Source organism: Pseudomonas hydrolytica, from assembly GCF_021495345.1.
GTDB classification, from domain to species: Bacteria; Pseudomonadota; Gammaproteobacteria; order Pseudomonadales; family Pseudomonadaceae; genus Aquipseudomonas; species Aquipseudomonas hydrolytica.
This window is the reverse complement of the sequence record NZ_CP099397.1, coordinates 3455321-3467582: the sequence shown is the minus strand read 5'-3', so window position 1 is coordinate 3467582 and position 12262 is coordinate 3455321. Positions and strand designations below refer to the sequence as shown.

General features: G+C 60.9%; 13 protein-coding genes. 10 read left to right on the top strand and 3 right to left on the bottom strand.

What is annotated here, in order from left to right:
* Positions 1 to 155 precede the first annotated feature (155 nt).
* Positions 156 to 1859 carry an amidase gene (locus L1F06_RS16130; protein WP_129484170.1) on the top strand — a complete coding sequence of 568 codons (1704 nt, stop codon included), beginning with the start codon at positions 156 to 158 and terminating at the stop codon, positions 1857 to 1859.
* A 47-nt stretch (positions 1860 to 1906) separates the two neighbouring features.
* Here the strand turns inward: L1F06_RS16130 and L1F06_RS16125 are convergent, their stop codons facing one another.
* Positions 1907 to 3340, bottom strand: a complete 1434-nt coding sequence (locus L1F06_RS16125; RefSeq protein ID WP_003245122.1) for a M48 family metalloprotease — start codon at positions 3338 to 3340, stop codon at positions 1907 to 1909.
* A 107-nt stretch (positions 3341 to 3447) separates the two neighbouring features.
* Between L1F06_RS16125 and L1F06_RS16120 the strand changes: the two genes are divergently transcribed.
* Both L1F06_RS16120 and L1F06_RS16115 read left to right on the top strand, forming a co-directional pair.
* Complete coding sequence (locus L1F06_RS16120; RefSeq protein WP_003245121.1) at positions 3448 to 3687, top strand: sulfurtransferase TusA family protein; 240 nt, start codon at positions 3448 to 3450, stop codon at positions 3685 to 3687.
* 111 nt (positions 3688 to 3798) lie between these two features.
* Positions 3799 to 4869, top strand: a complete 1071-nt coding sequence (locus tag L1F06_RS16115) for an AI-2E family transporter (protein WP_096826133.1) — start codon at positions 3799 to 3801, stop codon at positions 4867 to 4869.
* Positions 4870 to 4921: 52 nt separating this feature from the next.
* Here L1F06_RS16115 and L1F06_RS16110 read toward each other — a convergent pair whose 3' ends face one another.
* Together L1F06_RS16110 and L1F06_RS16105 are read right to left on the bottom strand one after the other, a co-directional pair.
* A complete protein-coding gene (locus L1F06_RS16110; protein ID WP_012018185.1) occupies positions 4922 to 5395 on the bottom strand; it encodes a peroxiredoxin in 474 nt (157 codons plus the stop codon).
* Between the two features lie 146 nt (positions 5396 to 5541).
* The gene (locus L1F06_RS16105; RefSeq protein ID WP_012018186.1) at positions 5542 to 6099 is read right to left on the bottom strand and encodes a glycine cleavage system transcriptional repressor; all 558 of its coding nucleotides are present in this window, start codon (positions 6097 to 6099) and stop codon (positions 5542 to 5544) included.
* Between the two features lie 205 nt (positions 6100 to 6304).
* Here L1F06_RS16105 and dapA point away from each other — a divergent pair, with 205 nt between their 5' ends.
* The 7 genes from dapA to L1F06_RS16070 all read left to right on the top strand — a co-directional run bounded on the left by dapA (position 6305) and on the right by L1F06_RS16070 (position 12195).
* Positions 6305 to 7183 (top strand): 4-hydroxy-tetrahydrodipicolinate synthase, encoded by an 879-nt coding sequence (gene dapA / locus L1F06_RS16100; RefSeq protein ID WP_129484171.1) that lies wholly within the window; start codon positions 6305 to 6307, stop codon positions 7181 to 7183.
* Between the two features lie 16 nt (positions 7184 to 7199).
* Entirely contained in the window at positions 7200 to 8321 is a 1122-nt protein-coding gene (bamC, locus tag L1F06_RS16095; protein ID WP_003245111.1) for an NlpB/DapX family lipoprotein, read from the top strand.
* Between the two features lie 87 nt (positions 8322 to 8408).
* A complete protein-coding gene (locus L1F06_RS16090; protein WP_129484172.1) occupies positions 8409 to 9278 on the top strand; it encodes a phosphoribosylaminoimidazolesuccinocarboxamide synthase in 870 nt (289 codons plus the stop codon).
* Between the two features lie 512 nt (positions 9279 to 9790).
* Positions 9791 to 10240 carry a hypothetical protein gene (locus L1F06_RS16085; RefSeq protein ID WP_129484173.1) on the top strand — a complete coding sequence of 150 codons (450 nt, stop codon included), beginning with the start codon at positions 9791 to 9793 and terminating at the stop codon, positions 10238 to 10240.
* Between the two features lie 84 nt (positions 10241 to 10324).
* Positions 10325 to 10660 carry an Imm45 family immunity protein gene (gene imm45 / locus L1F06_RS16080; RefSeq protein ID WP_252576672.1) on the top strand — a complete coding sequence of 112 codons (336 nt, stop codon included), beginning with the start codon at positions 10325 to 10327 and terminating at the stop codon, positions 10658 to 10660.
* A 553-nt stretch (positions 10661 to 11213) separates the two neighbouring features.
* A complete protein-coding gene (locus L1F06_RS16075) occupies positions 11214 to 11441 on the top strand; it encodes a hypothetical protein (protein WP_129482044.1) in 228 nt (75 codons plus the stop codon).
* Between the two features lie 76 nt (positions 11442 to 11517).
* Positions 11518 to 12195: a hypothetical protein gene (locus tag L1F06_RS16070; protein ID WP_129482045.1), complete on the top strand. Its 678-nt coding sequence runs from the start codon at positions 11518 to 11520 to the stop codon at positions 12193 to 12195.
* Positions 12196 to 12262: the final 67 nt, after the last annotated feature.

Here is a 12262-nt window from a genome sequence, read left to right as displayed (position 1 = left end):
GGCCCGGCGCCCGGTTACCCGGCAAGCGGGGGGATGTATCATCTGGCCCATGTTTGGTCGTGCGCCGACCTGCGAACGGCGGCGGCGATGAAACGCCTTCTTCCCTGTTTCGGGCTGCCCAGGCCGGCAGCCCGCCATCTGCGAGTGATGACACCATGATCGAGGTAACCGAAGTTTCCATCGCCGAGCTGCGTGCCGCGCTGGAGTCCGGCCGCACCACGGCGGTCGAACTGGTCAAGGCCTATCTGGCGCGTATCGATGCCTATGACGGGCCGAACACGCCGACCCGACTCAACGCGGTGGTGGTGCGCAACCCCGATGCGCTGAAGGAGGCCGAGGCCTCCGATGCGCGCCGCGCCCGTGGTGAAACGCTCGGCCCGCTCGATGGCATCCCCTACACCGCCAAGGACAGCTACCTGGTCAAGGGCCTGACGGCCGCCTCGGGCAGCCCGGCGTTCAAGGATCTGGTGGCGCAGCGCGACGCCTTCACCATCGAGCGTCTGCGCGCGGCCGGCGCCATCTGCCTGGGCAAGACCAATATGCCACCGATGGCCAACGGCGGCATGCAGCGCGGCGTCTACGGCCGTGCGGAAAGCCCGTACAACGCCGATTACCTCACCGCGCCGTTCGCCTCGGGTTCGTCCAACGGCGCCGGTACGGCGACCGCCGCCAGCTTCTCCGCCTTCGGCCTGGCCGAGGAAACCTGGTCCAGCGGGCGCGGCCCGGCCTCGAACAACGGCCTGTGCGCCTACACGCCTTCGCGCGGGGTGATCTCGGTGCGCGGCAACTGGCCGCTGACGCCGACCATGGACGTGGTGGTACCCTACGCCCGCACCATGGCCGACCTGCTGCAGGTGCTCGACGTGGTGGTCGCCGACGATCCGGACACCCGTGGCGACCTGTGGCGTTTGCAGCCCTGGGTGCCGATCCCGAAAGCCTCCGAGGTGCGTCCCGCGTCCTACCTGGCGCTGGCAGCCAAGCCCGAAGCGCTGGCCGGCAAGCGCCTGGGCGTACCGAAGATGTTTATCAACAAGGACGAGCTGGCCGGTACCAGCGAGAACCCGGGTATCGGCGGGCCGACCGGCCAGCGCATCCACACCCGGCCGACGGTGATCGCCCTGTGGGAGGCGGCGCGCGAGGCGCTGGAAGCGGCCGGCGCCGAAGTGGTGGAAGTGGACTTCCCGCTGGTGTCGAACTGCGAGGGCGACCGCCCCGGCGCGCCGACGGTGTTCAACCGCGGCATCGTCAGCCCGGAATTCCTCCATGACGAGCTGTGGGAGCTGAGCGGCTGGGCCTTCGACGACTTCCTGCGCGCCAATGGCGACCCGAAGCTCAATCGCCTGGCCGATGTGGACGGCCCGCAGATCTTCCCGCACGACCCCGGCACGCTGCCGAACCGCGAGGGCGACCTGGCGGCGGGCATGGACGAGTACGTCAACATGGCCAAGCGCGGCATCAAACCCTGGGATCAGATCGCCACGCTGCCCGACGGCCTGCGCGGCCTGGAGCGCACCCGCAAGATCGACCTGGAAGACTGGATGGACGAGCTGGGCCTGGACGCGGTGCTGTTCCCCACCGTGGCCGACGTCGGCCCGGCCGATGCCGACGTCAACCCGGCATCGGCGGACATCGCCTGGAGCAATGGCGTATGGGTGGCCAACGGCAACCTGGCGATTCGTCACCTGGGTGTGCCGACCGTGACCGTGCCGATGGGCGTGATGGCCGACATCGGCATGCCGGTGGGGCTGACCTTCGTCGGCCGCGCTTACGACGACTCGGCGCTGCTGCGACTGGCGGCGGCCTACGAGTCCACCGGCAGCAAGCGCCTGATCCCGCCGCGCACCCCGCCCTTGGCGTGAACGCCGCTCGTGACGCCTGAGCCGCGGTTCAGGCGTTCACGGTTGGATCAGCGCAGCATCTGCTCCACCAGACGTTTCTCTTCGGCCAGTTCGCGCTGGCGCGCGTCGATGCGCGAGGCCATCTGGAAGTTGTTGCTGGCGCGGCGCTTGGCGAAGTCGAGCTGTTCGATGGCCTGGTTGTAGTCCCCCACCAGAGCGAAGAACTCGGCGCGGGCCTGGTGCAGGCCGACGGTGTTGCCGCTCAGGCCGCGTACCTCGGCGACCTGATACCAGACGTCCGGATCCTTCGGCCGGCTCTTGAGCAGGTTGTCCAGCGCGCGTTCGGCGTCGCGGGTGCGCTGCTGCTTGAGCAACAGGTCGATGCGCGTCTGCTGCAGCGGGTAGTTGCTGGGGTAGAGGGTGAACATGCGCTCCTGCCGGCGCTCGGCGGCATCCAGGCGGTTGGCGGCCATGTCCAGTTCGATCTGCGCCAGGTTGTAGACGATGTCATCCGGCGCCTTGCTTAGCAGCGGGGCCAGGGTCTGCGCGGCTTCGCCAAGCTGGCCGGTTTTCATCTGCGCCAGCACCAGGCCGTAGCGGGCGGCGTCCAGGCCCGGGTTTTCGTCGAGCATGGCGCGGAAGCGCTTGGCTGCCACCCCCGGGGTTTCCTCGTAGGTCAGCTGCACGCGGGCGCGCATCAGCTGGTAGCGCAGGCTGTCTTCGCGGCCCTTGGCCGGGTACTGCTCGGCACGGTTGCGGGTGTCGGCGATACGCGATTCGGACACCGGGTGAGTCAGCAGGAACTCCGGCGGCTTGGCGTCATAGCGGTACTGGCGCATCAGCCGTTCGAACATCATCGGCATGGCGCGTGGGTCGTAGCCGGCCTTTTCCAGGTTGACCAGGCCGATGCGGTCGGCCTCCTGTTCGTTCTGCCGGGAAAAGCGCCGTTGTTCCTGAATCGCGGCGGCCTGGGCGGAGAAGATGGTGGCCATGCCGGCATCGCCGGCGCCTGCCGCGGCGGCGACGATGCCGGCGAGCATGGCGGCCATCACCGGCAGTTGCATGCGCTGCTGGGCCTCTACGCCGCGGGCGAAGTGGCGCTGCGACAGGTGCGCCAGTTCGTGCGCCATCACCGAGGCGTACTCGGCTTCGGTCTGGGCATAGAGGAACAGGCCGCCGTTGACCCCGACGATGCCGCCTGGTGCGGCGAAGGCGTTCAGCTGCGGGCTGTTGAGCAGCACGAATTCCAGGCGGCGGTCCTGCAGCTGGCTGGTTTCCGCCAGGCGGTAGACGCTGGATTCGACGAAGTCCTTGAGCTGCGGGTCGTCCAGTTGGGACACCTGGCCGCGCAGCAGGCCGAGCCAGGCGCGGCCGAGCTGATGCTCCTGTTGCGGCGAGACGATCGAGGAACTGGCGTCGCCCAGCGACGGCAGGTCACTGGCACCCGTGTGGGCGGCGAACAGGCAGGCGAGCGTCAGCAGGGTGGGGCGCAGAAATGTCATGCACTCAAGGCTCTCGGGCGGCAAAGGAGATACTGTAGCCGGCCAGCTACCGCGCTGGCCAGGGTTGCAGCGGCTTGGGTATCCTAGCCCTCTTTATGGAGTAGACGATGACAGACGTACCGGCCTTCGATGCCGAACTGGACGCCTGCGGGCTGAGCTGCCCGCTGCCGTTGCTCAAGGCCAAGCTCGAACTCAATCGCCTGGGCAGCGGTGCCGTGCTCAAGGTCAGCGCCACCGATGCCGGTTCGCAGCGGGATTTTCGCGCCTTCGCCAGCCTGGCAGGGCATGCGCTGCTGCATGAAGAGGTCGAGGCGGGCGTCTACCGCTACTGGCTGCGCAAGGCCTGAGCGGCTGTCGCAGCTTGAAACACATCCCAGTGGTCATTCATTCACGGCGTGCGCCATTTTTCACATGGCTGGCGTAGTGAAAGAGCCGGTTTCTCCCCGTTAAGGAATTCTATGGTCAAGGTTTTGCGTAGTTGGCTGCATCGTTACTTCTCCGATGAGCAGGCGGTGGTGCTGGCGGTGCTGTTGGTGCTGGGGTTCGCCGTGGTGCTCACGCTCGGCGGCATGCTCGCGCCGGTGCTCACCGGTTTGGTGCTGGCCTTCCTCATGCAGGGGCTGGTCAATGGCCTGGAGCGCCTGAAGGTGCCGCAGATTCTGGCGGTGTGGCTGGTCTTTGCGCTGTTTCTGGGAGGCTTGACCATGTTCATGCTGGTGCTGATGCCGCTGCTCTGGCATCAGCTGAGCACTCTGTTCAACGAGCTGCCGCGCATGGCGGCCGAGTGGCAGGCGGTGTTCCTGCTGCTGCCGGAGCGCTACCCGAGCCTGATCACCGACGAGCAGGTGGTGCAGCTGATCGACAGCATGCGCGGCGAGGCCGGCAAGTTCGGCCAGTGGGCGCTGTCGTTCTCGCTGTCCAGCCTGCCGATGCTGGTCAGCATCATGATCTATCTGGTGCTGGTGCCGATTCTGGTGTTCTTCTTCCTCAAGGACCGTGAGCAGATCGGCCAGTGGTTCCGCGGCTATCTGCCGCGCGAGCGCGCGCTGATTACCCAGGTCGCGCAGGAGATGAACCAGCAGATCGCCAACTACATCCGTGGCAAGTTCATCGAGATCATCATCTGCGGGGTGGTGACCTACATCGCCTTCGCCTTCCTCGGGCTCAATTACGCCGCGCTGTTGGCGCTGCTGGTCGGCCTGTCGGTGGTGGTGCCCTACATCGGCGCGGTGGTGGTAACGGTGCCGGTGGCGCTGATCGGCCTGTTCCAGTGGGGCTGGAGCGATCAGTTCCTCTATCTGATGGTGATCTACGGCATCATCCAGGCGCTGGACGGTAACGTGCTGGTGCCGCTGCTGTTCTCCGAGGCGGTCAATCTGCACCCGGTGGCGATCATCTGCGCCGTGCTGCTGTTCGGCGGTTTGTGGGGCTTCTGGGGCGTGTTCTTCGCCATCCCCCTGGCCACCCTGTTCAAGGCGGTGCTCAATGCCTGGCCGCGCGCCGAGCCGGAAGCCATCGAGTTGAACTAGGGACGCACAAAAAAAAGGCCGCAATTGCGGCCTTTTTTCTGGCGGTGCGGGGTCACGCCTTGTTCAGGGCTTCTGCGGCTTCCAGCACCTTGTCGACATGGCCGGCGACCTTCACGTTGCGCCATTCCTGGCGCAGCACGCCGTTCTTGTCGATCAGGAAGGTGCTGCGCACGATGCCCATGTATTCCTTGCCGTAGTTCTTCTTCAGCTGATACACGCCGAACTGCTCGCACAGCTTGTGCTCCTCGTCGCTGATCAGCTCGAAGGGGAACTCCTGCTTGCACTTGAAGCTTTCGTGCTTCTTCAGGCTGTCCATGGAAACGCCGAAGATCAGCGTATTGGCGGCCTGGAACTGGGCGAAGCGGGCACGGAAGTCCATGCCCTCGGTGGTGCAGCCCGGGGTGGCGTCCTTGGGGTAGAAATACAGCACGACCTGCTGCCCCTTGAGGTCGGACAGCTTGACCTGCTTGCCGCTGGTGGCCTCGGCCTGGAAGTCGGCAACGGGTTTGTCGAGTTCAACGGACATGAAAACTCCTTCATTTAGAGGTTGTCGGCGATCTCGCGAGCTAGAGCCATGCAAGGCAGAAGCAGGTGAGGCCGCGGAGTTTACGAGTTGTAAATGAGCAGGCCGAACCTGTTTCTAACGCAGCAGGGCCGACGCGCAGCAGATCGTCATGGATTCTGCGGGCGCCAGGGTTCGATCAGCGCATCCAGATTCAGCGCATCGGCGAAATCGAGGAACTGATCGCGCAGCCAGCTGATCTGGGTGCCGGCCGGCAGGGTCACGGTCAGCGTGGCGTTGAGCATGGTGCCGCCGGTCTGCGGGGCCTGGTAGGTATCGCAGGTGAGATTCTCCAGCTCGACGCGATGGTCGATGAAGAACTGACACAGCTCGTTGAGGATGTCCGGGCGATACACGGCGCTGACGTAAGCCACGTAGGGCAGCGCCTGCGGGCGGGCCTCGGCGGCGGCGCTGCGAATCATGCTGACCGAAAAGTCGCTCTTCTTGGCCAATAGCGGCAGGCTCGACTCCAGGCGCGCCAGAGCGTCCCAGCTGCCGGAGACTTGCAGCACCAGCGCACTGTATTCGCCATGACGGCTCAGGCGGGTGCTGATCACCGCGCAACGGTTCTCGTGACAGGCGCGGCTGAGCAGGTTGGTCAGGGCCATGGCGTCGGGGCCGAGAGCGCTGATGACGAGGAATTGTTCGCGAACGGGGGGGGTGGACATGCAGCCTTCCTAAAGCGATGAACGGTCTGCGCACGACACACCGCAGACCAAAGACAGCAGGTTAGCGAAAAGCACCGCCGAGGGGAATGCCGGGGACCATGCGCATGGGCCGACAAGCCGAGCCGTTAGGGCCTTGTCCGTTGCTTGTGCCGGACTGGTGGCACCAGTACCATTACGGCTCAATTTTTCCGGCAGGAGCGGTTGCATGATTGCGGGCAGTATGGTGGCACTGGTCACGCCCATGGATGCACAGGGTGGTCTGGATTGGGAGGCCCTGAGCAAATTGGTGGATTTCCACCTGCAGGAGGGCACCAATGCCATCGTCGCGGTCGGCACCACGGGTGAGTCCGCCACGCTGGACGTGGGTGAGCACATCGAAGTGATCAAGCGCGTGGTCGATCAGGTGGCCGGGCGCATCCCGGTGATCGCCGGCACAGGCGGCAACTCCACCCGCGAGTCGGTGGAACTGACCCGCGCAGCCAAGGAGGTCGGCGCCGATGCCTGCCTGCTGGTGACCCCGTACTACAACAAGCCGACCCAGGAAGGCCTGTACCTGCACTTCCGCCACATCGCCGAAGCCGTCGCCATTCCGCAGATCCTCTACAACGTGCCGGGCCGTACCGTCTGCGACATGCTGCCGGAGACCGTCGAGCGTCTGTCGAAGATCGACAACATCATCGGCATCAAGGACGCAACCGGCGACCTGCAGCGCGCCCAGGAAGTGCTGGATCGCGTCAGCAAGGATTTCCTCGTCTACTCCGGCGATGACGCCACCGCCGTCGAGCTGATGTTGCTGGGCGGCAAGGGCAACATCTCCGTCACCGCCAACGTAGCGCCGCGCGCCATGAGCGATCTGTGCGCCGCCGCCATGCGTGGCGAAGCCGCCATCGCCCGCGCCATCAATGACCGCCTGATGCCCCTGCACAAGGCGCTGTTCCTCGAGTCCAACCCGATTCCGGTGAAATGGGCGCTGCACGAAATGGGCCTGATGGGCGACGGCATCCGTCTGCCGCTGACCTGGCTCAGCCCGCGCTGTCACGAACCGCTGCGCCAGGCCATGCGCCAGTGCGGCGTATTGGCTTAACCTAAGGATTCTACGCATGAAGCGACTGGCCGGATTTTCCGCCCTTGCTCTGATCGTCTCCAGCACCAGCGGTTGTGGCTGGCTCTGGGGTGACAATGGTTACTTCCGTGATCGCGGCAGCGACTACCTGGAGGCGCGCCAGACCGCGCCGATGCAACTGCCGGCCAACGTTCAGGCCAAACGTCTCGACCCGCTGCTGCCGGTGCCTGCGCAGGTAGCCAGCACCAGCGAAACCTCCGGCAAGTTCGAAGTGCCGCGCCCGCAGAGCCTGCAGGTGCGTGCCGACGAGCGTGAGTTCAGCCTGCAGCGCAGTGGCGATTCGCGCTGGGTGGTTGCCCAGCGTGTACCGGCCGAGGTCTGGCCGCTGGCGCGTCAGTTCTTCGAGGACAACGGTTTCCGCATCGCCAGCGAGCGTCCGCAGACTGGCGAATTCACCACCTCCTGGCAACGTTTCGATGAGCTCTCCGCCAGCATGGCGCGCCGCCTGAGCAGCCGCGTCTCCGGCGTCGCGCCGGACGCCGAGACCCGTGTGCGCGTGCGCATCGAGCCCGGCGTGCAGCGCAACACCAGTGAGATCTTCGTCACCAGCGCCGAGCGTCCGGCCGGCAGCACTGCCGATGTCGATTTCGCCGCGCGCAGTGGCAACGCCAGCCTGGAGGCGGCGCTGCTCGACGAAATGCTGGTGAGCATGGCGCGTGGCGTGGAGCAGGGCGGTTCCGTATCGCTGCTCGCTGCCCGCGATTTCGATGCGCCCAGCCGCGTCAGCCTCAGCGAAGACGGCAACGGCAACCCGGTGCTCAACCTCGGCGCCGACTTCGACCGTGCCTGGTCCGGCGTTGGTCGTTCGCTCGAGCTTGGCAACGTGCGCGTCGACGACCTCAACCGCAGCCTTGGCCTGTACTACATCAACCTGGCCGAAGGTGCCCAGGTCAACGAGCAGAAGCCCGGTTTCTTCGGTCGCATGTTCGGCAGCGAGCCGAGCAAGGAAGAGATCGAAGCCCGCGCCGAGCGCTACCAGGTGCGTCTGACCCCGGTGGGCGATGGCGTCCAGGTCACCGTGGAAAAGGATCTCAACACCGTTGCCCCGGCCGATGTGTCGCGCCGCGTGCTGAGCCTGATCCAGGATAATCTCGGCTGATCAGCGCAGCGCGCTCCAGCCGTTAATCGATGGGCGAAACCCGCAAAGGTTTCGCCTGTTTTGTTTGCCAGAAACGGAAATGCCGACATGAGCACACCCACCACCCTGAGCCTGAAGAAGATCTACTCGGGCAAGGTCCGCGACCTCTACGAAATCGACGACAAGCGCATGCTGATGGTGGCCACCGATCGTCTGTCGGCATTCGACGTCATCCTCGAACAACCGATTCCGGAGAAGGGCAAGATCCTCACCGCCATCTCCAACTTCTGGTTCGACAAGCTGGCCGGCCTGGTGCCCAACCACTTCACCGGTGACAAGGTCGAAGACGTGGTGCCGGCAGCCGAGCTGCCACTGGTCGAAGGCCGTGCGGTCGTCGCCAAGCGCCTCAAGCCTGTCGCCGTGGAAGCCATCGTGCGTGGCTACATCGTCGGCTCCGGCTGGAAGGAGTACCAGAAGAGCGGCACCGTCTGCGGTATTGCCCTGCCGGCCGGTCTGAAGGAGGCGGCCAAGCTGCCGCAGCCGATCTTCACCCCCTCGACCAAGGCTGCTGTAGGCGACCACGACGAGAACATCAGCTTCGAGCAGTGCGAAGCCATCATCGGTGCCGATCTGGCCGCCAAGGTGCGTGACACCGCGATCAAGCTGTACACCACAGCTGTCGAGTACGCCGCTACCCGCGGCATCATCATCGCCGACACCAAGTTCGAATTCGGCCTGGACGAAGACGGCACCCTGACCCTGATGGACGAGGTGCTGACCCCCGACTCCAGCCGCTTCTGGCCGGCCGACAGCTACGCCGAAGGCAGCAACCCGCCCAGCTTCGACAAGCAGTTCGTGCGCGACTGGCTGGAGTCCACCGGCTGGAACAAACAACCCCCGGCCCCGGCCGTGCCGGCGGACGTCGCGCAGAAAACCGCGGACAAATACCGCGAAGCGCTGACCCGGCTGACCGCGTAAGCGGCAGAGCCTGCCCAAGCGGCCAAAAAACGCCTCCCCTTTAAGGGGCGGCGTTTTCGTATGGGGCATGCGGAGTTTGAATGGCTTGACTGAGGTATGAAAGCAAAAGCCCCGGACCGCATTGCGATCCGGGGCTTTTCCATGAATGGCGGGAAGATAAGGATTTGAACCCGTTTTTACGGGTGCCTGTTGCTGCCCAAAGCCAGCAAAATCGAGCCTTGCGCCTCATGCCTTCTGCCCATTGCGGCACTCTTTCGCCCGTTGATTTCGACACTTTTTCGACACTCGGCTAGACAGCATTAGGGGCTCCGGGTAGCGTCTAGCCATCACAACGCCCTGGATCGTCTGAATTCTGGATGCTTTGCGTGTCGCTTTTCCTTCTGCCCAAGTTCCTTTCCTCATTTTTAGCTTGATTAAAATCAAGGGCTTAGCGAAATTCCAGGCAGGTTATCAGACGCCAGCGGGTATTTTATGCGACAGCAATGTCGCCTAATTAATAGTTAGAGGCTTTCATGGAAATTCGTGACGCTTTAAATCTTATTCACCGAATCGAAAACCTTCCAGAAATATATAATAAAATTGAAATGGCGGTATGTTCAGTCATACACAGCTACTTTGATGAGATGCTTGAGGTTGAAAAAAAAGAATCTGCAGTCATGGGGCGCGAAAATTACAGCTCCGATGAATTGAATTCATTTCTTGACCAGAAACGATCTATATATGATAAGTACTGGTCTAATCATTCCGCATATTATCAACCCTGCTCATCTAGTAGCGAGCCCCGGCATGTTTGGGCACACCTTTGCGACATTGAAGTGCTCCAGAATGGTGATGATGAAAATCCACTATTTATCTTTAAGGCGAACTACAAAAAACCAGATAGCAGCACAAAAATAGCTAAAGCGTTTATTTTAAAAGAATCTGGTTCATCACTTAAAATTGAACATGAGTTCTTTGGGTAGGCCTCTAACAAATGGTTCAAACCGTTCGCTTCGCTCACTGGGACGGGCTAAAGCCCGCCCCTTAACCAAACGTTAGGTCACACGATGAATTGGCGCCCACTTGCAAACTGCAAGAAAAAATCTTTTGGAAGAGGTGTGGTATTCCGTTTCCCGGCAAAAGCTCCATTTGAGAAAATCGTCGACTTCATGATTATCGAAGAACATGATTCACCAACGTTTTATAAGCTGATATGTTCATCTGGCCATCATGCCGGACAAACCGAGTTGGTGTTTCCTGCCGAAGCAAAGCATGAAACTGGCGCAGTGTCAGTGGCTTGGCTAAAGAAAAATTGGCAAACCTGGATTTATCCCGAGTGCGAAGTTGAAGCCGTCAGTTACGTGGACTGTTATCCACCGGGCCACGGCGTGAAACCTAACTAGTGGTTCAAACCGTTCGCTGCGCTCACTGGGACAGGCTAAAGCCCGCCCCTTAACCAAACGTTAAGAGCCACAAGGAAGTACCATGAAAAGACCACCAACAGATCGCAAAATTTTGCAGAAAATCCATGACCGGTATTTAAAAGAATTCGGCGATTTCAAAAAAAGGCGATCCGAAATCCGAAAGGCAAACGAAAATTTACGTGCCTATTGATTGTAAGGCTATAGCGAACGATCTTAAGGTCGATCCGGATATAGTATTTTGCCGCCTCTATTATCATCTAGATAAAAAATATGGATACCGCCAAGACGATGGATCTAAAGTGCACTTGTTCGCCTTTGCCTTAGGAAACGAACGACACGCCGTAAACTTTCCGCTACTCTCAGCTGTTTTGGCGGAGCTCAAACAATCTTGGTTTCAGTTTGCAGCTCCACTCGTCATATCAGTCATCGCCTTATTAGTTTCTCTAGTGAGCTTGCTGTGCGGCTCTTATCGCTCGCTTTGCTCGCTGGGACGGGCTAAAGCCCGCCCCTTAGCCAAACGTTAGGAGCCTTTGTGGAGTCTGTGCAGCTCAATCAAGCGTTCCTTAGCCATACGCCGATTTCTGGTGTGGCCTATCAGCATAATGATTTCGTGCTTGTCGTAAGTGGCGCGCACGCCGGCAGCAAAGGCTCGCTAGCTTCTCTTATATCTCTCAGCCCAGAACCAACATTTATTCTGGAGCTGGAATCCGGTCTTGATGTAGAAATCAAACAATCGGAGCTTGCGCATGCAGTCTCCTAACAATGCGCTCAAAGCGCTCACTTTTTTCGCTGGGACCGCGTTCCGCGGCCCCTTAGCTTAATCGTTAGGCAATAAAATGTTCGATCTCGATTATCAGCCTCTTCGTTACCGTACCCGCTGGTTCGCCTATCTGGACTTGTTGGGATTTACAAATTTGGTTAATTCAAAGGCTATTGAAGAGGTCATCCCAGTGTATTCTGAAGCACTTAGCCGAATGCGTTCGGCGTGTAAGCTAGGGATAAAAGAATCTGGATTGCTAAGTTACTGGTTTTCCGACACATTTATCATCTACACAGGGTCGGATAGCTTGGAGGACTTCGCTCACCTTGAAAGCGCTGCAAGGAATTTTTTCCAGCTACTTATTACGAAAAACATTCCGGTTCGAGGGTGCATTAGCCATGGGAAGCTTTACTCTCAAGCAAAGAAGAATATTTTCATTGGGCCAGCGCTGATAGAGGCTCATACTTATGGTGAGGCTCTGGACTGGATAGGCTTCTGTTTAGCTCCAAGCGTGGAAGAAAAGCTTAAGAGCGACTTGCCGCTAGATCAAAGGTATTGCTACAGGCAGGTTTCAGACAGGGCTATACTAAGAAAAGCTCCTGTAGATTATCTGTATGCTTATGCGTTCAACAACGGGTCCGTCAATGGGAAGAATCACTTCCGAACAGCGCTGACCAAAATGAAGCAGGACTCTCCGGTGAGTGCGCAAATTAAGTATGAAAATACGCTTGGATTCATCGATAAGCATGCCTAACTATCGCGTCAAATGCGACGCTCGTACCTCGCGCGCTTTACGCGGGCGTTAGCCAGCCTAGTCGCCA